Below are 20,608 nucleotides of genomic sequence, written 5' to 3' on the forward strand. Positions count from 1 at the left end.
CCGGCCCATTGCACGGCTATTCGTCTTCGATGCCCAGCTCGCGCAGCTTGCGCGTGATGGTATTGCGGCCGATCCCCAGACGGGAGGCGGCTTCCACCCGGCGCCCGCGGCTGGCGTCCAGCGCGCTTTGCAAGAGGATCTTCTCGAACTGGCGGGTCAGCGTCGCCATGACGGCCGGTTCGCCGCGCTCCAGCCGGTACTGTGCGTCGCGCAGCAGCGAATCCTGCCAATTGCGCGGCGCGGCGTCGCCTGCGGCTTGCTCGGCGTACGCGCCGGCTTGCACCACGGTGCCCACTCCCGCGACGGGCGGGGCGGCCCGCAAGGGCGCCGCGCCCGGCTGCGGCTGGTGTTCCATGGCCCGGATCTCGGGCGGCAGGTCCACGCGGTCCACCGTCTGGCCCGGCGCCATCACCGTCAGCCAATGGCAGAAGTTTTCAAGCTGGCGCACGTTGCCGGGAAAGTCGAACTTGGTCAGCACGGCCAGCGCCTCGGGCGTCAACCGCTTGACGGGCACGCCCAGCGTGCGCGCGCTGGCGGTCAGGAAGTGCTGGGCCAGCGCGGGAATGTCCTCGACGCGCTCTCGCAGCGGCGGCAGCCGCAGCCGGATCACGTTCAAGCGGTGAAACAGGTCTTCGCGAAACAACCCCTGCTCGACCCGCTGCTCCAGCGGCTGGTGCGTGGCGGCCACGATGCGCACGTCCACGCGCACGGGTTGCGCGCCGCCGACGCGGTAGAAGCTGCCCTCGGCCAGCACACGGAGCAGGCGCGTCTGCAGTTCGATCGGCATGTCGCCGATTTCGTCCAGGAACAAGGTGCCGCCGTGCGCCTCTTCGAAGCGGCCGCGGCGCAGATTGTTGGCGCCGGTGAAGGCGCCGCGCTCGTGGCCGAAGAGTTCGGCTTCCAGCAGATCGCGCGGGATGGCCGCGGCGTTCAGCGCCACGAACGGTCCGCTGGCACGCACGCCGTGGCCGTGCAGCGCGCGGGCCACCAGCTCTTTGCCGGTGCCGGATTCGCCGGTGATCAGGACGGTGACCTTGGATTGGGCCAGCCGGCCGATCGCGCGAAAGACTTCCTGCATGGCGGTGGACGACGATTGCGTCATCATCCAGCGCTCGTTGTTCTGGGACGCCTCGCCCTGCCCCTCCGGGCTTTCGGGCTGCGCCGATTCCTGCATGGCGCGCTGGATCAGCGCGACCGCCTCGTTCACGTCGAACGGCTTGGCCAAGTAATCGAACGCGCCGCCCTGGAACGCGGACACGGTGCTGTCCAGGTCGGCGAATGCCGTCATCACGATGACCGGCAGGCCGGGATGCCGCTCTTTCAGTTGGCGCAACAGCTCCAGGCCGTTGCCGCCGGGCATGCGGATGTCTGACACCAGCGCCACGGGCGTTTCACGCGAAAGCGCCTCCAGCACGTCGGCCGATTGGGAAAAACTGCGGGTGGGGACGCCAGCGCGGGCCAGGGCCTTTTCGAGGACCCAGCGGATGGCCTGGTCGTCGTCGACGATCCATACGGGTTTCATCAGTTTGCGGGCTCCATCGGGAGGACCAGGCGAAACTCGGTGCGCCCCGGTCGGGATTCAAATTCGATGATGCCGCCGTGCTGTTGCACGAAGTCCTGCGCCAGGCTCAGGCCCAGGCCGGTGCCGCCCGCCCTGGCCGTGACCAGCGGGTGGAAGATGCGGTCGCGGATGTGTTCCGGCACGCCAGGACCGTTGTCGATGATGGACAGCACCAGCGCCAGGCGGTGCTGACGGTGCGCCAGCATGACCTGCCGCGCGACACGCGTGCGCAGCGTCACCACGCCGGGTTCGGTCTGCGGACCTTGCGGACGCGCCACCAGCTCCTGCGCGGCATTGCGCGCAACGTTGAGCACGGCCTGCATCAGGCGGGCGGCGTCGCCCTTCAGGTCCGGCACCGAGGCGTCGTAGTCGCGCTGGATCGTGACGTCGTTGCGGAACTCGGCCTGGATCAGCGCGCAGACGCGCTCGCAGATTTCATGGATGTTCACCGGCCGCGCATTGAGCGGCACACGTTGCGGACCGCTCAGGCGGTCCACCAGCGCCTGCAGGCGGTCGGCTTCGGAAATGATGACCTGGGTGTACTCGGCCAGGGCCGCGCTGGGCAGCTCGGCCTCCAGCAACTGCGCGGCGCCGCGCAGTCCGCCCAGGGGATTCTTGACTTCATGCGCCAGATTGCGCAGCAGTTCGCGGTGGGCTTCGATCTCGTCCACCAGCCGGTGGTTGCGGTCGGCCAGCACGCGTTGCTCGATTTCACGCGTCTCGATCAGTACCGGCCAACGCTGGCCGGTCAGTCCCACGGTGGTCACCGAGACTTCCACGGATTCGGTGGCGCGGCGCAACGAGGCCAGTTGCCTCACGTCGGCGTACCTGCCGCCCGCGGCGCGGTCGATCGATGACTGGATATTCTCAGGGTTGTCGTACAGGGTGGCGGCTGAGTGCCCGCCAAGTTGCTTGCGCGAACGGCCGAAAAGGTCCTCGGCGGCTGCGTTGGCGTATTCGATGTGGCCGCGCTCGTTGACCAGGAAAACTGACGTGGCTAGCAGATCGAGAGCTTCAACATTCATTTTCAACGTACCCGAATGGACAGGGGAAAGCGGAACGCGTCCGCGACGGGCGAGCCGGCCCGACGCCCTGCCCGCCGGCGCGGCGCCGGGCGGGCAATTCATCGGGCGGCTACCTGGTGGTGCGCGTGGTGTGGGCCCTGGTTTCTGCCTACATCATCGCGCTCCCCCCAGCCACGGCCTCAAGACATCAGAGGCTGTAGTACATGTCGAATTCGACCGGGTGCGTCGTCATGCGCAGACGCGTCACATCGGCCATCTTCAGGTCGATGTAGGCGTTGAGCATGTCGTTGCTGAACACGCCGCCACGGGTCAGGAACTCGCGATCCTTGTCCAGGGCTTCCAGCGCTTCTTCCAGCGAGGCGCAGACGGTCGGGATCTTCGCGTCTTCTTCCGGCGGCAGGTCGTACAGGTTCTTGTCGGCCGGATCGCCCGGGTGGATCTTGTTCTGGACGCCGTCCAGGCCGGCCATCATCAGGGCCGAGAAAGCCAGGTACGGGTTGGCCAGGGGATCCGGGAAGCGCGTTTCGATGCGGCGGCCCTTCGGGTTGCCGACGTACGGAATGCGGATCGAGGCCGAGCGGTTGCGGGCCGAGTAAGCCAGCTTCACGGGCGCTTCGAAGTGCGGGACCAGACGCTTGTACGAGTTCGTGCCGGGGTTGGTGATGGCGTTCAGGGCACGGGCGTGCTTGATGATGCCGCCGATGTAGTACAAGGCGAATTCGGACAGGCCGGCGTAGCCGTTGCCCGCGAACAGGTTCTGGCCGTCCTTCCAGATGGACTGGTGGACGTGCATGCCGGAGCCGTTGTCGCCAACGATGGGCTTGGGCATGAACGTGGCGGTCTTGCCGTAGGCGTGGGCCACGTTGTGCACGATGTACTTGACGATCTGCGTCCAGTCGGCGCGCTGGACCAGCGTGCTGAACTTGGTGCCGATTTCGAGCTGGCCGGGCGCCGCCACTTCATGGTGGTGCACTTCGACCGGCACGCCCATCTGTTCCATCAGCAGGCACATTTCCGAACGCATGTCCTGGAACGAATCGACCGGCGGAACGGGGAAGTAGCCGCCCTTCACGCCAGGACGATGGCCGGTGTTGCCGCCTTCGAATTCCAGGCCGGTGGACCACGGCGCTTCTTCGGACTTGATCTTGACGAACGTGCCCGACATGTCGGTGTTCCAGGTCACGCCGTCGAACACGAAGAATTCGGGTTCCGGACCGAAGTAGGCGGTGTCGCCCAGGCCGGAGGACTTCAGGTAGGCTTCGGCGCGCTTGGCCAGCGAACGCGGGTCACGGTCATAGCCCTTCAGGTCCGACGGTTCGACCACGTCGCACGACAGGATCAGGGTCGGCTCTTCGCGGAACGGATCCAGGTTGGCGGTGGAGCAGTCGGGGATGAGGAGCATGTCGGAGGCTTCGATGCCCTTCCAGCCCGGAATCGACGAACCGTCGAAAGCCTGCCCGCTTTCCAGCTTGTCTTCATCGATAGCAGTGGTGGGCACGGAAACGTGGTGCTCACGGCCAACCGTATCGGTAAAGCGGAAATCCACGAATTTCACTTCGTTATCGGCGATCTGTTTCAGGACGTCTTTCGGGCTTGCCATGTCATCTCCATTAGATAAAAGGGTCGAGGGCTTTGCCCGTCGACTGGCATAAAAGAGGGAAGCAATAAGCGTGCCAGGTTTAACCCCGGTATTCCCGGGGGGAGGCAGGTCGGTCTTGGGGAAATGTAGCACCACTATGGTGCAAAAGGTGGGGCACGATCGCCCCATCTTGGTGCTTGCACCTTATAGGAACATTTCCTGAAGGTCATTGAGGAAGCGCCAGCCCAGCGGGGTTGCCCGCAGGCGGGTGGGATCGGCGTCCAGCAAGCCCCGTTTCGAGGCTGCCTCCAATTGGTGCGCAATGACGGCCAGCGACAAACCGGTGCGCTCGTTGAACGCCGTCGCCGCCACGCCGTCTTTCAGGCGTAAGGCATTCAGCATGAACTCGAACGGCAGCTCGTCCGGACCCACGTGGCGGCTTTCGGCCAGGTGCCTGCCATCCCGGGCCATCGCGGCCTGCATCCAGGAATCGGGGTTCTTCAGGCGGGCCTCGCGCACGATGCGGTCATGGAACGACAGCTTGCCGTGCGCGCCCGGACCGATGCCCAGGTAGTCGCCGAATTCCCAGTAATTCATGTTGTGGCGGCTCCGGGCGCCGGGCTTGGCGTAGGCCGAGACCTCGTAGCGCGCCAGCCCCGCCGCGGCCAGCTCGGCCTCCACCGCGTCCTGCATGGCGGCGCTGGTGTCATCGTCGGGCAGGTCCTCGGGTGGAAACTTTGCGAAGACCGTGTTCGGTTCCATCGTCAGGTGGTACAGCGACAGATGCTCGGTGCCGAACGAGATCGCCTCGCGCAGATCGGCCGTACAGGCCTCAAGCGTCTGGCCGGGCAAGGCAAACATCACGTCCAGATTGACGCGGGGCGCCGCCCGCTGCGCCATGTCGATCGCCGCGCGGGCCTGCGCGGCATCGTGGATGCGGCCCAGCTTTTTCAACTGGGCGTCGTCAAAGCTCTGAATGCCCAACGAAAAGCGCGTGACCCCGCTGGCCGCGTAGTCCCGGAACCGGCCGGCCTCGGCCGTGCCCGGATTGGCCTCCATCGTGATCTCGGCGTCGGGCCACAGGTTCAGGTACGCCCGCAACATCGCCAGCAGTTCGTCCAGGCCGGCGGCCGACAGAAGGCTGGGCGTGCCGCCGCCGATGAAGACGGAAATCACCTGCCGGCCCCAGATGGACGGCAGCGACTGTTCCAGGTCGCTGCGCAGCGCGTCCAGATAGGCGCGCTCGGGAATTTCACCTGGCGCGGCATGCGAGTTGAAATCGCAGTAAGGGCATTTGCGCACGCACCAGGGCACGTGGACGTAGACGGACAACGGCGGCAGGCTGGTCAGCGTGGCGCCAGCAGGCACGACGAGGCGCGACTTAGGCGCGCCCATGTCGTTGCGGATGGGAATGGTGATGGACATGCGGAAAATTCCTGGCGCCTTGCCGGCGCCGTGTTCAAGCGTTGCCCAGCTTGCTGAGCAGCTCGCGCAGCGCCCGGGCGCGGTGGCTGACCCGGTTCTTTTCGTCGGGATCCAGCGACGCGGCGGTCAGCGCCATGTCGGGCAGGTAGAAGTGCGGATCGTAGCCGAAACCGTTGGCGCCTTCGGGCACATCGATGATCTCGCCATGCCACAGGCCCTCGCCGATGAGCGGGCGGGGATCGTTCTCGGAACGCACCAGCGCCAGCACCGCCACGTACCAGGCGCTGCGGTCCTCGACCGACGCCAGGTTGCGCACCAGCAACGCATTGTTGGCCGCATCGGACTTTTCGCCGCCGTGCATCTTGGCATAGCGGGCCGAATAGACACCGGGTGCGCCATCCAGCGAGGCGACGCACAGGCCCGAGTCGTCCGCCAGCGCGGGCAGCCCGGTCAAGCGGCTGGCGTGGCGCGCCTTGGCCAGCGCGTTTTCGACGAAGGTGACGTGCGGCTCTTCGGCTTCCGGCACGCCCAGGTCGCCCTGGGGCACCAGCTCAATGCCCAGCGGCGCGAACAAGGCGGAGAACTCGCGCAGCTTGCCGGCATTGTTGGACGCCAGGACGACGCGGCGCAGGGAGTCGGGAATCTTGGGGGATGTCATAGGGCGGATTGTATAGGGGCGCGCCTGCGGCGGGCGTGCATTCCACGATGATGGCGCGGGTACCACCCCCGGGTGAATTGCTTGTTGACACTTTTGTAACAGCGCCCGAAGATTGCACGTCAACGATTCGGCGCAACAACGCAGACATATTTTGTTGTCAATATGACCCATCTTGTCACTGATCGTTTCTCAATGCCCCGGCGATGAACTCCATTCACGCTTTGCCACGGCCTGCGGCGGCCCGTGCTCCCCATCACCATCCCGGCGGAGCGCCCGCCCACGCCAGCCTGGCTGGCATCCTGCGCGAAAGATTGTTGCGTCCGCGCTTCCAGCCGGTGATCGACCTGTCCCACAGCCGGATCTATGGGCACGAAAGCCTGATCCGCGGTCCCGCCGACACGCCCCTGCACTATCCCGATGCCCTGTTCGCCGAGGCGCGCCGTCAGGGCTTGCACCCTCAGCTTGAACTAGCCAGTTTTCGCGCGGGCGCGCGGGGGTTCGAACAGAACGACGCCGCCGGCAAGCTGTTCCTGAACCTGTCCGGCTCTGCCCTGCTCCATTACTGGACCCTCTGGGGCTACGACATGCCCGCCCGGCTGCTCAAGGATTGCGCCCTGGAGCCCGCCAGCATCGTTGTCGAGCTTACCGAACAGGATCCCCTGTCTGACCGCATGGCCGACCTGCACAACGCGTTCGCGTGCCTGCGCGAAGCCGGCATGCGCATCGCGCTGGACGATTACGGGGTCGGCAATTCCAACCTGCAGCTCTGGGCGGAAACCCAGCCCGAGCTGGTCAAGATCGACCGTTACTTCTTTGACGGCATCGGCCACGACGAGCGCAAGCAGAACATGGTGCGGGCCATCCTGAAGGTGGCCCAGCACCTGGGCACGTCGGTCATCGCCGAAGGCATCGAAACCGCCGAAGACCTGGCCGTCGTGCGTGAGCTGGATATCCGCTACGCGCAGGGTTGGTTCCTGGGCATGCCCGAGGAAATCCTGCTGACCGAACTGACGCCGCCGCTGCGGGATTCGCTGCGTTCCCGCACGTCGGCGCCCGTGTCGCAACGCGCCGCCGGCGGCACCGCCGTCAGCCTGCGCGTCGAAGCGCCGGCTGCGCTGCTGACCAAGCACACCAACGATGACGTGCATCGTCTTTTCATCGAGCACAAGAATCTGCACGCCGTGGCAGTGATCGACGCCGACAACCGGCCGGTCGGCATCATCAACCGGCGCGACTTCTCGGAACACTACGCCCAGCGCTACACGCGCGAGCTCTTCGGCCGCGACGCCTGCTCGACCTTCATGAACGCCGAGCCGGTGCTGGTGGATGTCAACGTGTCCATCGACCAGCTGAGCCACGTGCTGATTTCCGAAGACCAGCGCTACCTGATGGACGGGCTGATCATCACGCGCGACGGCCGCTACGACGGACTGGCCACCGGCGAAACGCTGGTGCGCTCGGTGACCGAGATGCGGATCGAAGCGGCGCGCTACGCCAATCCGCTGACGTCCCTGCCCGGCAACATCCCTATCAGCCGGCACATCGCCACGCTCCTCGAAGACGCCGCCGACTTCACCATCTGCTACGGCGACCTGAACAACTTCAAGCCCTTCAACGACGTGTACGGCTATTGGCGCGGCGACGACATGATCATGCTGACCGCCGACGTCATCAAGCGGCACTGCGATCCGCAGCGCGATTTCGTGGGACACGTGGGCGGGGACGACTTCGTGGTGCTGCTGCGCAGCCCCGACTGGATGGCGCGCATCGAGCGCATCATTGCGGAATTCAACGAGGAAGCCGTGGCCCTGTATGACGAACAGGGCCGCCGCAACGGCGGCATCGAGGCCGAAGACCGTTACGGCGTGCCGCGATTCTTTCCGTTCGTGACGCTGGGCGTGGGCGCCCTGACCGTCACGCCCTCGTTATGCGAGCGCATCCGCCCTGAGGACATCGCCTCGGCGGCCGCCCATGTCAAGCACAAGGTCAAACACGGGAATCTGTCGCTCGTGGCCGAGCGCTACACCGGCGCCGCCCTGCCGCAACTCACCGGCTGAGGCCTCGCGCGCCGCGGCCTGCGCCCCCTGCGCGATCTGGAATTTGGCCACGGCCCGGCGCAGTCCTTGCGCCTGGGATTCCAGCGCCGCCGCGGCAGCCGCCGTCTGTTCGACCATTGCGGCCGTTTCCTGCGTGGCACGTTCGATATCGGCCACCGCATGGTTGACCGACGCAATGCCGGCGGCCTGCTCGGCGGTGGCATTGGAAATCTCGGTCACGATCTGCGTCACGCGATCGACCGAGGCCACCATGTCGCGCATGGTGTCGCCCGCCAGATTCACATGACGCACGCCGGCATCCACGCGCGCGGCCGAATCCTCGATCAGGCCCTTGATCTCGCGCGCGGCCTGGGCGCTGCGTTGCGCGAGCGACCGCACTTCGCCCGCCACCACGGCAAACCCCTTGCCCTGATCGCCCGCGCGGGCCGCTTCCACGGCTGCGTTGAGCGCAAGGATGTTCGTCTGGAACGCAATGCTGTCCACCACGCCCACGATCTCCCCGATGCGCCGCGCGCTATCGGCGATGCCCTGCATGCTGTGCACCACTTCATCGACGGCCTGGCCGCCGCGCTGCGCCAGCTGTGTGGCGCTCACCGCCTGGCGGCTCGCCAGGTCCGCGTTGCCGGCGGTCATCTGAACGGTATGGGCCAACTGCGTCATGTTCGCCGCCGCTTCCTGCAGCGAGCCAGCCTGGCGCGCCGCGCGGTCCGACATATCTGCGCCGCCCGCCGCAATCTCGCCCGAGCCGGTGTGGATCTCTTCCACCCCCAGGCGGACCGAGGCCACGGCGGCCGACAGCCCCGTCTGCATGCGGCGCATGGCCGAATACAGAACACCGATTTCGTTGTCGCCGCGTTGCGTGATCACGCCTGTCAGGTCGCCGTCCGCAATGCGGTCAAAGTGCGCCCCCGCCTCATTCAGCGGCCGCACGATGCTGCGGCGGAATCCCAGCCGGATCAGCACTGCCAGCACCAGGACGAAACCCAGCACGGCCGCCGCCACCACTATCACCCGTTCAAGCGTGCGGCTTGCGCCGGCCACCGCCTCCTGCCCCTGTTCGCGGGCGTAGGCCTGGTAGGCCTCGGCCTGCTTCACATACGCAGCTCCACTGGCCGGCAGCGCCTTGTCCGTCAGCCGGTTGACCTCGATGCCGTTCCACCCCTGGATCGCGGTGCGCATCGGCACGAGCGTCTGGTCGGCAAAGGCGGCATACGCCGTCAGGACCTGGGCAAACAGCGGCGCGCCCTGGGCGCTGTCGTCCGGGTTGGCGCGCAGGCGTGCCAGGCTGGCAGCGGCCTGTTTGAGCAGTCCATCGGCCTGGGCCAGCGACGCGTTGCGCGCGTCTTCCAGCCCGCCTTCCATCGCCGTCTTGGCATCCGTGAGCGCCGCGCGCGCCTGGAACAGACGGCTGGTCATGTCGGCCAGATCGCTCGCCCTTTCGATGCTGCCCCGCCCCAGGGCCTCGATATCCGCGCGATTGTCGCGCAGGACCGTGATGCCCGCTGCCGCGGCAAGCGCGAACAGCACAACGAACAAGGCAAGAATGGCCGACAGCGCCGTCGTTACCCTCAGATTTTTTCGCATATCCATCCGTGTGTTGCGTGGCCGCCCGTGCGGCAGTGCAACGGATTATGGACACCCAGTTTGGCAATTTCTTGACACAACCTCGGATGGGACGTGTCGCACTGCCGTCATGAACCGGCGCTTTTGCGATCAGGAACCCTGTATTAATGATTTGTGAATTGGCACATGCGCGGCCTTGCGGCACATTCGATCCTGTCCCGAACCATTCCTTCAATCAGAAAAGCCAGTCACATGCTCCAAGCCTCCCACGCCTACCAGGACATTCGCGAAGCCGTCCGCGACCTCTGCGCGCAGTTTCCCTCCGAGTATTTCCGCAAGGTCGACGAAGAACGCGGCTACCCCGAGGACTTCGTGCGCGCCCTCACCGAAGCCGGCTGGCTGGCCGCCCTGATCCCCCAGGAATACGGCGGCTCGGGCCTGGGCCTGACCGAAGCCTCGGTCATCATGGAAGAGATCAACCGAAGCGGCGGCAACTCCGGCGCGTGCCACGGCCAGATGTACAACATGGGCACGCTTCTGCGCCACGGATCCGAGGCCCAGAAGCGCGAATACCTGCCCCGCATCGCCGCCGGGGAACTGCGGCTGCAGTCGATGGGCGTCACCGAGCCCACCACCGGCACCGACACCACCAAGATCAAGACCACCGCCGTCAAGCGCGGCGACCGCTACGTCATCAATGGCCAAAAGGTGTGGATCTCGCGCGTGCAGCACTCGGACCTGATGATCCTCCTGGCGCGCACCACGCCGCTCGATCAGGTCACGCGCAAGTCCGAAGGCATGTCGATCTTCCTCGTTGACCTGCACCATGCGGTCAAGCACGGCATGTCGATCCGCCCGATCCCCAACATGGTCAACCACGAGACCAACGAGCTCTTCTTCGACAACCTGGAAATCCCGGAAGAAAACCTGATCGGCGAAGAAGGCAAGGGCTTCAAGTACATCCTGGACGGCCTGAACGCCGAACGCACCCTGATCGCCGCCGAATGCATCGGCGACGGCTACTGGTTCGTCGACAAGGTCACCGCGTACGCCAAGGAACGCATGGTCTTCGGCCGCCCGATCGGCCAGAACCAGGGCGTGCAGTTTCCCATCGCGCGCGCACACATCAACGTCGAGGCAGCCAGCCTGATGCGCTACGAAGCCTGCCGCCTGTTCGACGCCCACGAACCCTGCGGCGCCCAGGCCAACATGGCCAAGCTGCTGGCCGCCGACGCGTCCTGGGAAGCGGCCAACGCCTGCCTGCAATTCCACGGCGGCTTCGGCTTTGCCACCGAATACGACGTCGAGCGCAAGTTCCGCGAGACGCGCCTCTATCAGGTGGCCCCCATTTCCACCAACCTGATCCTGTCGTACGTCGCCGAACACATCCTGGGCCTGCCCCGCTCCTTCTGACATGCCAACTTCCGACATGACCGCAGACAAAGACACCCCGCACCTGAGCGCCGAACTCGCCGCCTTTGCCGCCAACCTGCGCTACGAAGACATCCCCGCCCCGGTGCTGCGCCGCGCCGAAGACCTGCTCCTCGATTGCCTGGCGTCCATCCTGGCCGGCGCATCGGCGCGCGCCGTCCAGGCGATCGACCGCTATGCCGCTGCGATGGGTCCGGCTGACGGCCCCAGCGAAGTCCTGATCACCCGCCGCCGCACCACGCCCCTTTTTGCCGCCATGGTCAACGCGGCCGCCGCGCACGTGGTCGAACAGGATGACGTGCACAATGGCTCGGTCTTTCACCCGGCCGCCGTGGTGTTCCCCCCTGCCCTGGCCGTTGCGCAGGCGCTGGGATCGTCGGGCCGCGATCTGCTGACCGCCGCCGTCGCCGGCTATGAGGTCGGCATTCGCGTGGGCGAGTTCCTCGGGCGCTCGCACTACAAGATCTTCCACACCACGGGCACGGCGGGCACCCTGGCTGCCGCCGTCACCACGGGGCGGCTGCTGGGCCTGTCCCCTGAACAGATGCTGCACGCGCTGGGCTCGGCGGGCACGCAAGCCGCAGGCCTGTGGGAATTCCTGCGCGACGCCGCCGACTCCAAGCAGTTGCACACCGCCAAGGCCGCCGCCGACGGCATTACCGCGGCCTACCTGGCGCGCGAAGGCTTCACGGGCGCCCGCCACATCCTGGAAGGCCCGCAAGGCATGGCCGCCGGCATGTCCACGGACGCCGATCCCAGCCGCCTGTGCGACCGTCTGGGACAGCGCTGGGCGCTGGCCGAGACCTCATTCAAGTTCCATGCCTCTTGCCGGCACACGCATCCGGCGGCGGACGCGCTGCAACAGGCGCTGCGCGACAACGACCTCACCGAGGCCGACGTCGAGCGCGTCGTGGCGCATGTCCACCAGGGCGCCATCGACGTCCTTGGCCCCGTCGTCAATCCGCAGACGGTGCACCAGTCCAAGTTTTCGATGGGCACGGTGCTGGCGCTGATCGCGCGCCAGGGCCGCGCCGGGCTCGCGGAGTTCGACGCGGGCCTCGACGACCCCGGCGTGGCTGCCTTCCGCGGCAAGGTCGAAATGGCCCTCGACCCGGAAGTCGACGGCGCCTATCCGCAACGTTGGATCGGCAAGGTCACGGTCTACACCCGCGACGGCCGCGTGCTGCATGGCCGCGTGGACGAACCCAAGGGCGATCCCGGCAACACGCTCAGCCGCCCCGAAATCGAGGACAAGACGCTCAGTCTGGGCCGCTACGCCGACGCGGCGACAGAGCAGGAACTGCACGGCCTGATCGCGACGATCTGGGGGCTGGAAAAGCTGGGCAAGGTTGAGACGCTGCTGCCCCGGTAATTCGCGATCGCCCGCGAACAAAAAAGCAAAAAGCCGCATCTGCGGCTTTTTGCATTGTGGGCGACGCTGCAAGGTGTCTGACACCCTGCGGGCACAACCGTCAGTTGCCGGTTATCTCACCAGGGTGTCAGACACCGTGTTCGCACGACACACCGTGTTCGCACGGCGCACAAGGCGCGTGGCTTACGCCAGCGCGTCGCGTTGCGCCTTCACCAGATTGGCGATGCCGTTTTCCGCCAGCACCAGCATCGTGTCCAGCTCCCCGCGCGTGAACGTGGCGCCTTCGCCGGTGCCCTGCACTTCCACGAAGGCGCCGCTGCCCGTCATGATGACATTCACATCAGCGTCGCAAGCCGAGTCTTCCAGGTAGTCCAGGTCCAGCACCACCTGCCCGCGCACCAGGCCCACGGACACCGCGGCCACCGCGTCGCGGATCGGGCTGGCGGCCAGGTCGCCGCGCTTCATCAGCAGCGCCACCGCGTCGGCTGCCGCCACCCAGGCCCCGGTAATGCTGGCGCAGCGCGTGCCGCCGTCGGCCTGCAGCACATCGCAGTCCAGGTGCAGGGTGCGTTCGCCCAGCGCCTTCATGTCGAACACGGCGCGCAGGCTGCGTCCGATGAGGCGCTGGATTTCCTGCGTGCGGCCGCTTTGCTTGCCGCGCGCGGCCTCGCGGTCGCCGCGCGTGTGCGTGGCCCGCGGCAACATGCCGTATTCAGCCGTTACCCAGCCTTCGCCCTTGCCCTTCAGAAAAGGCGGTACCTTGTCCAGGACGCTTGCCGTACACAGCACGTGGGTGTCGCCCGCCTTCACCAGCACGGAGCCTTCGGCGTAACGCGTGAACCCGCGCTCCAGGCTGAACGGACGCAGTTGGTCGGCGGCGCGGCCCGACGGCCGGGCAATGGTGGGGATGGTGGTCACAACGGGCTCCAGACTTGGCTTCGATTCGCGGCATTGTACGGGCAGGCGCGCCGGGACAATCGCGCTTGGAGTATCCTGCCGCGATGTATCCGGTTGAATACACAGACCCGCAGCCCAGACCCTGGGCGCCGCGGGCCCCGGCGCAACCGGCTCCCACCTCAGGAATTATCAGGACTCGCACACCATGATCCGCAGCATGACCGCCTTCGGCAACGCCCGAGCAGACTTAGAACAAGGCACTCTCGCCATAGAACTGCGCAGCGTCAACAGCCGTTTTCTCGACCTGTATTTCCGCCTGCCCGACGAGCTGCGCCACGTGGAAACGCCGCTGCGCGAACTGCTGACGGCCAATCTGGCGCGCGGCAAGGTCGAAATCCGCGTGTCCTTTACCCGTGCGGCCAATACCGATCTGTCCAAGCTGGATCCCGCCTGGCTCGACAGCTTGGCCGAACAGCTGCAGGCCGCGCGCCGCATCATCCCGGACATCGCCTCCCCGCGCCTTGCCGAACTCTTCAACTGGCCCGGCCAGCGCGGCAACGATGCGCTGGATCCGCAGATCTGGGGCGCCGCCTGCCTGCAGGCCGCCCAGCAAGCGCTGACCCAGCTTCAGGAAGGCCGCGAGCGCGAAGGCGAGCGCCTGGCCGGCATGATGCGCGAATGCGCCGACGGCGTCGCGCGCGTGGTGGACATCGTGCAGGCGCATCTGCCGCAACTGCTGGCCGACCACCGCGACCGGCAGGCCGCCAAGCTGCGTGAAAGCGTGGAATCCGCGTTCCCCGGCGGATTCACGCATATTTCCGGCGCCGAACTGTCCGAGCGCCTGTCCCAGGAGGCCAACCTCTTTGCCCTGCGCATCGACGTGGCCGAGGAACTCTCACGCCTGCGTTCGCACCTGGAAGAACTGCGTCATTTGCTCTCGGACGGCGGCGGCAAGGCGGCGGCCGGCAAGAAGAGCGCCGGCAGCGCGGGCAAGCGCCTGGACTTCTTGTTCCAGGAAATGAACCGCGAGGCCAATACGCTGGGCTCCAAGGCAGGCAGCATGGAAGTCACCCGCGCAGCCATGGACCTGAAGCTGCTGATCGAGCAGATGCGCGAGCAGGCGCAGAACATCGAGTAAGGGGCGCCACGCCCCCCCGCCTTACCGGCTCTCGCCGATCGCCGGTTCGCCCCGCAGCGCCGAATCCAGGTATTGGCTGCGGGCGCGAGCGTCCGGAAAGCGCATGTCGCGGTAATTGACGAACCGCGAACCGCGCGTCAGCCGGTAGCCGGCCCAGATCAGCAGGAAGAGCGGAATGCCGATGTAGGTGGCGACCACACCGCCCCAATCGATCTTGTCCTGCAGGAACGCCTGGTAGTTCTGGCCCAGCGTGATGATCAGGCACAGCACGAACGCGAAAATCGGTCCAAAGGGAAAGAACGGGGACACATAAGGCAGATCCGCGAGGCTGTTGCCCTGCTTCACGTAGCCGCGGCGGAAACGGTAGTGGCTGATGGCGATGCCCAGCCACGCGATGAATCCCGTCATCCCCGAGGTATTGAGCAGCCAGATATAGACGGCGTTGGGGCTGAAGATGAACGTGAAAAAGCACAGCGCCGCCACGACGGTGGTGGCCAGCAGGGCCCACAGCGGCACGCCGCCGCGCGAGATCCGGCCAAAGATGCGCGGCGCCTTGCCTTCCCGGGCCAGGCTGTAGAGCATGCGCGTGGCCGCGTACATGCCGGAATTGCCCGCGGACAGCACCGACGTCAGCACCACGGCGTTCATGACGGACGCGGCGCCCAACAGGCCGGCGCGCTCGAAGATCAGCGCGAACGGGCTGACGCTGATGTCCTCGACGTCGTTGCGCAGCAGGTGCGGATCGGTATAGGGAATCAAGAGGCCGATGACCAGGATGGCCGCCACGTAGAACAGCAGAATGCGCCAGAACACCTGGCGCACCGCGCGCGGCAGATTGCGCGCCGGATCCTTCGATTCGCCCGCGGCGATGCCGATCAGTTCGGTGCCCTGGAAGGAAAACCCCACCACCATGGCCACGCCGATCAGCGCGGCGAAGCCGCCGGCGAACGGCGCGTCACCCACCGTCCAATTGGCCAGGCCGCCCGTCTCGCCGCCCCGGATGATGCCAAGCAGCATCATCACGCCCATCGTGACAAAGGCCAGCACGGCGATCACCTTGATGAGCGCGAACCAGAATTCCGCTTCGCCAAAGCCGCGGGCGGACATGGCGTTCAGACCGAATGTGATCGCCAGGAACAACGCGCTCCAGTAAAAGCCGGGCACGTCGGGAAACCAGTACGCCATGACGAGCTGCGCCGCCACCAGGTCGACCGCGACGGTCACCGCCCAGTTGTACCAATAGTTCCACCCCAGCGCGAAGCCGAAACCATCCTCGACGTAGCGCGCGCCGTAGGTTGAAAACGAACCCGACACGGGCATGGCGGCCGCCAGTTCGCCCAGGCTGGTCATCAGGAAATACACCATGATGCCGATCAGCACGTAGCCCAGCAGCGCGCCGCCCGGCCCGGCCTTGGCGATGGTCGCGCCGGACGCCACGAAGAGGCCGGTGCCGATCGACCCGCCCACCGCGATCATGGTCAGGTGGCGCGCGGACAGCGTGCGCCGCAATTCGGACGGCCTGCCCGCCTGCGCGTTGCGCGTGCCGCCGGAGCGGCGGTCATCGTGTTCCGATGGAGCCAAAATGCGTTCCTTCACGTCTGGATGGCGCTCGCGCAACGCCGCGCGAACGCCCTGGGATTACCGAGCAACGCGCGAGAATAGCGCAATCGGCCCCGACATGAAAAATCGCGGGCTGCGGGGGACGGATCAGCCGTTCAGCCTTCCGGCAGCGGCCCGTTTATTGAAACGCTGTTTCCATGAACGTGCGCAGCTTGCGCGAATGCAGCCGCTCGGGCGGCATGTCGCGCAGGCGCTCCAGCGCCCGAATGCCAATCTCCAGATGCTGGTTGACCTGACGCCGGTAGAAGGCGCTGGCCATGCCCGGCAATTTCAGTTCGCCGTGCAAAGGCTTGTCGGACACGCACAGCAAGGTGCCGTAAGGCACCCGGAAACGAAAGCCGTTGGCCGCGATGGTGGCCGATTCCATGTCCAGCGCAATCGCGCGCGACTGTGCAAAGCGTTCCACCAGATCGACGTGGTCGCGCAACTCCCAGTTGCGGTTGTCGATCGTGGCGACGGTGCCCGTGCGCATGATGCGCTTCAGGTCCCACCCGGACAGCCCGGCCACTTCTTCGACCGCCTGCTCCAGCGCCACCTGCACCTCCGCCAGGGCCGGGACCGGCACCCAGGTGGGCAGATCGTCGTCCAGGACATGGTCTTCACGGACGTAGCCGTGCGCCAGGACATAGTCGCCCAGCCGCTGGGAATCCCGCAGGCCCGCGCAATGGCCCAGCATCAGCCAGGCGTGCGGGCGCAGCACGGCGATGTGGTCGGTGATTGTCTTGGCGTTGGACGGCCCCACGCCGATATTGACCAGCGTGATGCCGGAATGATCGCCGCGCACCAGGTGATAGGCGGGCATCTGCGGCAGGCGCACCGGCTGGACTTCATCGCCGGGACCGCTTTCGCCGCGCCGCGTGATGCGGTTGCCGGGCTCGACCAGCATTTCATAGTCTTCGTTGCCGCTGGCCATCAGGGCGCGGGCCCGGGCGCAGAACTCATCCACGTAGAACTGGTAATTGGTGAACAGCACGAAATTCTGGAAGTGCGTCGGCGCGGTCGAGGTGTAGTGCTGCAGCCGGTGCAGCGAATAGTCCACGCGCTGCGCGGTGAACGGCGCGAGCGGCTTGGGCTCGCCGTCCTTGCCGCGCCACGAGCCATTGACGATGGCATCGTCCGTGACCGCCAGGTCCGGCACGTCGAACAGGTCGCGCAGCGGGCGCTTGAGCGCCTCGAGGTGCTCGCCCTCCACGTAGGCGCCCTCTGGAAAGGCGAAATGCAGCGGAATCGGCGAATCGGACTCGCCCACTTCGACCGCGACCCGATGGTTCTGCAACAACTGGCCGACCTGCTCGATCAGGTAGTCGCGGAACAGCGCCGGCTGGGTGACAGTGGTTTGGTAGTAGCCCGGTTCGGCCACGTGGCCATACGAAAGCCGGGTGTCGATGGGGTCGTAGGTTTCCACCACGATGCGGATGGCCGGATAGTAGGCGCGGAATCGCGCGCTGCCGTTGCCGGTGCCCTTCAGGACCTCTCGGAACGCGGTACGCAGGAACGCGGTGTTGCGCGCATAGATTTCAACCAGCCGGTCGACGGCGGACACGGCGTCCTGGAAGGGTTCGAAGGGCAAGGCCTCGGGCCGGTTCATGGAGGACAAAGGGTGCACTGCGTTCATCATTGAGCTTTACTCCGCCTTCTTATTTGTCTTGCCTGCATCCTCGGCCGCGCGCGGCGGCAACGCCGCCGGGCCGATGCGGTCGATTATGCCCGAGGCGATGGGCATTGAAATGTCATGCGGCGTTATTGGCGGGCGCATCGTCGCCGCCCAGCCGCGCACGCGCCAGAACTGACGATGCTGTTACGTCGCGCGGTGGGCGTGCGGTAACAGCGGGCGGCGAATTATGCTGCATTGCACTACAAATGTAATGAAACATTATTACACTATAATCATGAGGCGTTTCTTGCGTTCCGCCTGTAAACCGCTCCCCTTTCCGCCGGCTTGCCTATCAAGGCAAAGCCATGCCGCCCACTCCGATTTTTTGAAGTGACGTAATGACGCCGCCCACGCGAAAGTTTCGCTTTACCCAATTCCGCACTCCCGCATTTCTGTCAGCGCCCCTTTTGGCCCTGACGCTGTCCTGGATTCCCGGCGCCGCCCACGCCTCGCTGGCCGCCGAACAAGCCCGTCCTACCCTCAGCGGCCTGCGCCTGGCGCAAGAGCCCACGGTCCTGACGCTGCGCGAACGCGTCGTACAGGCCGGCCTGGAGGCGATCGGCACGCCCTACAGCTGGGGCGGCGACGATGCCGACGGCTTCGATTGCAGCGGCCTCGTCCTGTATGTATTCCGTGAAATCGCCGGCCTGGAGCTGCCCCGCACCGCGCGCGCCCAGCGCAGCGAAGGCAAGACCGTCTCGGCCAAGAAGGAATTGCGCCCCGGCGACCTGGTGTTCTTTGCCACCCGCGGACGCGGCGTGACGTCCCACGTCGGCATCTATATTGGTCAGAACAAGTTCGTCCACGCACCGCGCCGCGGCACAAAAGTCCGGGTGGACGACATGAAGACCGCCTACTGGTCCAAGCGCTACCTGGGCGCCCGCGCCTACCTGGATACCCCGCCCAAGCAATTGCTGGCCCAGGCCTCGCGCTAAGCGCGCGGCCGTTGGACGGCGTCTGACCGGCGCCGGGGGACATCAAAAAAAACGCCGGCATGCGCATGCCGGCGTTCTCGTGCCTGGCCGTCCTGGCCAAGCGTGCCGCCCAGCCGGTTCAGCCCCGGCCCACGAACGGCATGTTGGTGGCCATGAGCGTCATGAACTGCACGTTGGCATCCAGCGGCAGACGGGCCATCGCGGCGACCGCCTGCGCCACGTGAGCGACGTCCATGCGGGGCTCGACCTTGGTGCTGCCGTCCGCCTGCAGGATGCCGGCGGCCATGCGCTCGGTCATTTCAGTGGCGGCGTTGCCGATGTCGATCTGGCCGCACGCGATGTTGTACGGGCGGCAATCCAGGGAAATCGACTTGGTCAGCCCCGTCACCGCATGCTTGGTGGCGGTATAGGCGATGGAGAACGGCCGGGGCGCATGCGACGAAATCGAGCCGTTATTGATGATGCGGCCGCCGCGCGGATGCTGCGCCTTCATGATGCGGATGGCCGCCTGCGCGCACAGGAACATGCCGGTCAGGTTGGTGTCCACGACCTCGCGCCACACGGCAACCGGCAATTCCTCGATCGGCACGGCCGGCGCGCCCCGCCCCGCGTTATTGAATAGCACATCCAGACGGCCGTATTCGCGCTGGGCGGTGTCGAAGAGATCGCGGACCGCCTGCTCGTCGGACACGTCCGTGGGCACGACCAGCGCCCGCAGCCCGTCCTCGCCCGCCGCCGTGCGGGTGGCTTCAAGCGGCTCGCGCCGGCGGCCAGCCAGCACGACCCGGTAACCCTGCGCCAGGAATTCCAGCGCGACTGCGCGGCCTATGCCGGTACCGGCGCCCGTGACCAAGGCGACGCGGGGCGGATCGATCTCGTTCGTGTTCATCGGATTCTCCGTCTTATGAATGCGCGAAATCCTACCCGAATCGCTTTACGGATGCTGCAAGCGAAGGTTCCAAGCGCAACACACTTTCAACATTCCGGCGCGCGCGGCCACCCGCGCGATTTGCTATTCTTCGAGTCTCAGCATCACACGCCGGTCACATTCATTCATGCACGCCACTCCCGGAAACGTCTTCATGGTCGTCGCGCCCAGCGGCGCCGGCAAGTCCAGCCTCGTGAAGGCCCTGCTTGCCCAAGACCCCTCCATCCTGCTTTCCATCTCCTGCACCACGCGCGCTCCCCGCCCCGGCGAGGAAGACGGCCGCGAATACCGGTTTGTGTCGCTGGACGATTTCAAGCGCATGCGTGAAGGCCAGAACCTGCTGGAATGGGCCGAGGTCCACGGCAATTTCTACGGCACCCCGCGCGACCGCATCGACGAGGCCACCGCCCAGGGACGCGACGTGCTCCTGGAAATCGACTGGCAAGGCGCGCGCCAGGTAAAGCAGCGTTTTCCCCGCGCGATCGGCATTTTCGTGCTGCCGCCGTCCATCGACGAGCTCGAAAGCCGCCTGAAGGCGCGCGGCCAGGATGAGCCGCACGTGATCGCCCGCCGGCTCATGGCGGCAGGCGGCGAAATCGCCCACGCGCCTGAATGCGAATATGTTATTATTAATCAAGAATTTAGCGTAGCCCTGTCGGAGCTGACCCAAATCGTCAGCGCCGCACGGCTACGCTTTTCGTCTCAGGCCGCCCGCCACGCCGAGTTGTTTGCGCAACTTGGCATCCCGGCCGAGCACTGAGCCGA

Annotated in this window: 16 protein-coding genes and 1 pseudogene; 7 read left to right on the plus strand and 10 right to left on the minus strand. The window is 66.2% G+C overall.

The window, feature by feature from the left end; all coding sequences use genetic code 11:
• Positions 1–16: 16 nt before the first annotated feature.
• From ntrC to rdgB, 5 genes are all read right to left on the minus strand, one after another.
• Complete coding sequence (ntrC, locus tag FBY20_RS25855; protein WP_142055390.1) at positions 17–1,522, minus strand: nitrogen regulation protein NR(I); 1,506 nt, start codon at positions 1,520–1,522, stop codon at positions 17–19.
• On the minus strand, positions 1,522–2,586 hold the full coding sequence (glnL, locus tag FBY20_RS25860; RefSeq protein WP_056317491.1) for a nitrogen regulation protein NR(II): 1,065 nt from the start codon (positions 2,584–2,586) through the stop codon (positions 1,522–1,524). Before glnL ends, ntrC begins: the two co-directional genes overlap by 1 nt.
• 187 nt (positions 2,587–2,773) lie before the next feature.
• Positions 2,774–4,186, minus strand: coding sequence for a type I glutamate--ammonia ligase (glnA, locus tag FBY20_RS25865; protein WP_056317488.1), 1,413 nt, complete (start codon positions 4,184–4,186; stop codon positions 2,774–2,776).
• A 183-nt stretch (positions 4,187–4,369) separates the two neighbouring features.
• Positions 4,370–5,590 (minus strand): radical SAM family heme chaperone HemW, encoded by a 1,221-nt coding sequence (gene hemW, locus FBY20_RS25870; protein WP_142055392.1) that lies wholly within the window; start codon positions 5,588–5,590, stop codon positions 4,370–4,372.
• A gap of 34 nt (positions 5,591–5,624) precedes the next feature.
• The gene (gene rdgB / locus FBY20_RS25875; RefSeq protein ID WP_174245451.1) at positions 5,625–6,248 is read right to left on the minus strand and encodes an RdgB/HAM1 family non-canonical purine NTP pyrophosphatase; all 624 of its coding nucleotides are present in this window, start codon (positions 6,246–6,248) and stop codon (positions 5,625–5,627) included.
• 203 nt (positions 6,249–6,451) lie between these two features.
• On the opposite strand from rdgB, the gene FBY20_RS25880 reads away from it, so the two are divergent.
• Positions 6,452–8,305 carry an EAL domain-containing protein gene (locus FBY20_RS25880; protein WP_223575590.1) on the plus strand — a complete coding sequence of 618 codons (1,854 nt, stop codon included), beginning with the start codon at positions 6,452–6,454 and terminating at the stop codon, positions 8,303–8,305.
• Between the two features lie 150 nt (positions 8,306–8,455).
• On the opposite strand, the pseudogene FBY20_RS25885 reads toward FBY20_RS25880, so the two are convergent.
• Positions 8,456–9,895: pseudogene (locus tag FBY20_RS25885) on the minus strand (methyl-accepting chemotaxis protein); the annotation flags it as partial.
• A 225-nt stretch (positions 9,896–10,120) separates the two neighbouring features.
• Between FBY20_RS25885 and FBY20_RS25890 the strand changes: the two are divergent.
• The gene (locus FBY20_RS25890; protein ID WP_056317477.1) at positions 10,121–11,281 is read left to right on the plus strand and encodes an acyl-CoA dehydrogenase family protein; all 1,161 of its coding nucleotides are present in this window, start codon (positions 10,121–10,123) and stop codon (positions 11,279–11,281) included.
• 16 nt (positions 11,282–11,297) lie between these two features.
• Positions 11,298–12,671 carry an MmgE/PrpD family protein gene (locus FBY20_RS25895; protein WP_142055394.1) on the plus strand — a complete coding sequence of 458 codons (1,374 nt, stop codon included), beginning with the start codon at positions 11,298–11,300 and terminating at the stop codon, positions 12,669–12,671.
• Positions 12,672–12,854: 183 nt separating this feature from the next.
• Here the strand turns inward: FBY20_RS25895 and rph are convergent, their stop codons facing one another.
• Positions 12,855–13,589: a ribonuclease PH gene (gene rph, locus FBY20_RS25900; protein ID WP_142055396.1), complete on the minus strand. Its 735-nt coding sequence runs from the start codon at positions 13,587–13,589 to the stop codon at positions 12,855–12,857.
• Between the two features lie 184 nt (positions 13,590–13,773).
• Between rph and FBY20_RS25905 the strand changes: the two genes are divergently transcribed.
• Positions 13,774–14,706, plus strand: coding sequence for a YicC/YloC family endoribonuclease (locus tag FBY20_RS25905; RefSeq protein WP_056317471.1), 933 nt, complete (start codon positions 13,774–13,776; stop codon positions 14,704–14,706).
• Positions 14,707–14,727: 21 nt separating this feature from the next.
• Here FBY20_RS25905 and FBY20_RS25910 read toward each other — a convergent pair whose 3' ends face one another.
• Complete coding sequence (locus tag FBY20_RS25910; protein WP_082586184.1) at positions 14,728–16,287, minus strand: amino acid permease; 1,560 nt, start codon at positions 16,285–16,287, stop codon at positions 14,728–14,730.
• 157 nt (positions 16,288–16,444) lie between these two features.
• Positions 16,445–17,944, minus strand: a complete 1,500-nt coding sequence (locus FBY20_RS25915) for an AMP nucleosidase (protein ID WP_369818494.1) — start codon at positions 17,942–17,944, stop codon at positions 16,445–16,447.
• Between FBY20_RS25915 and FBY20_RS27825 the strand changes: the two genes are divergently transcribed.
• Both FBY20_RS27825 and FBY20_RS25920 read left to right on the plus strand, forming a co-directional pair.
• Positions 17,913–18,116 (plus strand): hypothetical protein, encoded by a 204-nt coding sequence (locus tag FBY20_RS27825; RefSeq protein WP_056317467.1) that lies wholly within the window; start codon positions 17,913–17,915, stop codon positions 18,114–18,116. The genes FBY20_RS25915 and FBY20_RS27825 overlap by 32 nt on opposite strands.
• Positions 18,117–18,318: 202 nt before the next feature.
• Positions 18,319–18,915 carry a C40 family peptidase gene (locus tag FBY20_RS25920; RefSeq protein WP_056317465.1) on the plus strand — a complete coding sequence of 199 codons (597 nt, stop codon included), beginning with the start codon at positions 18,319–18,321 and terminating at the stop codon, positions 18,913–18,915.
• Positions 18,916–19,033: 118 nt separating this feature from the next.
• Here FBY20_RS25920 and FBY20_RS25925 read toward each other — a convergent pair whose 3' ends face one another.
• Positions 19,034–19,804: an SDR family oxidoreductase gene (locus FBY20_RS25925; RefSeq protein ID WP_056317463.1), complete on the minus strand. Its 771-nt coding sequence runs from the start codon at positions 19,802–19,804 to the stop codon at positions 19,034–19,036.
• 166 nt (positions 19,805–19,970) lie between these two features.
• Between FBY20_RS25925 and gmk the strand changes: the two genes are divergently transcribed.
• Positions 19,971–20,603 carry a guanylate kinase gene (gene gmk, locus FBY20_RS25930; protein WP_081101052.1) on the plus strand — a complete coding sequence of 211 codons (633 nt, stop codon included), beginning with the start codon at positions 19,971–19,973 and terminating at the stop codon, positions 20,601–20,603.
• Positions 20,604–20,608 lie beyond the last annotated feature (5 nt).

It is taken from the genome of Achromobacter sp. SLBN-14 (assembly GCF_006715415.1).
Taxonomy (GTDB): Bacteria; Pseudomonadota; Gammaproteobacteria; order Burkholderiales; family Burkholderiaceae_B; genus Achromobacter; species Achromobacter mucicolens.

Coding starts and splice junctions, on each gene's coding strand:
- ntrC (WP_142055390.1), bottom strand. CDS start 1,522: ATGAAACCCGTATGGATCGTCGACGACGACCAGGCCATCCGCTGGGTC.
- glnL (WP_056317491.1), bottom strand. CDS start 2,586: ATGAATGTTGAAGCTCTCGATCTGCTAGCCACGTCAGTTTTCCTGGTC.
- glnA (WP_056317488.1), bottom strand. CDS start 4,186: ATGGCAAGCCCGAAAGACGTCCTGAAACAGATCGCCGATAACGAAGTG.
- hemW (WP_142055392.1), bottom strand. CDS start 5,590: ATGTCCATCACCATTCCCATCCGCAACGACATGGGCGCGCCTAAGTCG.
- rdgB (WP_174245451.1), bottom strand. CDS start 6,248: ATGACATCCCCCAAGATTCCCGACTCCCTGCGCCGCGTCGTCCTGGCG.
- FBY20_RS25880 (WP_223575590.1), top strand. CDS start 6,452: ATGAACTCCATTCACGCTTTGCCACGGCCTGCGGCGGCCCGTGCTCCC.
- FBY20_RS25890 (WP_056317477.1), top strand. CDS start 10,121: ATGCTCCAAGCCTCCCACGCCTACCAGGACATTCGCGAAGCCGTCCGC.
- FBY20_RS25895 (WP_142055394.1), top strand. CDS start 11,298: ATGACCGCAGACAAAGACACCCCGCACCTGAGCGCCGAACTCGCCGCC.
- FBY20_RS25905 (WP_056317471.1), top strand. CDS start 13,774: ATGATCCGCAGCATGACCGCCTTCGGCAACGCCCGAGCAGACTTAGAA.
- FBY20_RS27825 (WP_056317467.1), top strand. CDS start 17,913: ATGGAGGACAAAGGGTGCACTGCGTTCATCATTGAGCTTTACTCCGCC.
- FBY20_RS25915 (WP_369818494.1), bottom strand. CDS start 17,944: ATGATGAACGCAGTGCACCCTTTGTCCTCCATGAACCGGCCCGAGGCC.
- FBY20_RS25920 (WP_056317465.1), top strand. CDS start 18,319: ATGACGCCGCCCACGCGAAAGTTTCGCTTTACCCAATTCCGCACTCCC.
- FBY20_RS25925 (WP_056317463.1), bottom strand. CDS start 19,804: ATGAACACGAACGAGATCGATCCGCCCCGCGTCGCCTTGGTCACGGGC.
- gmk (WP_081101052.1), top strand. CDS start 19,971: ATGCACGCCACTCCCGGAAACGTCTTCATGGTCGTCGCGCCCAGCGGC.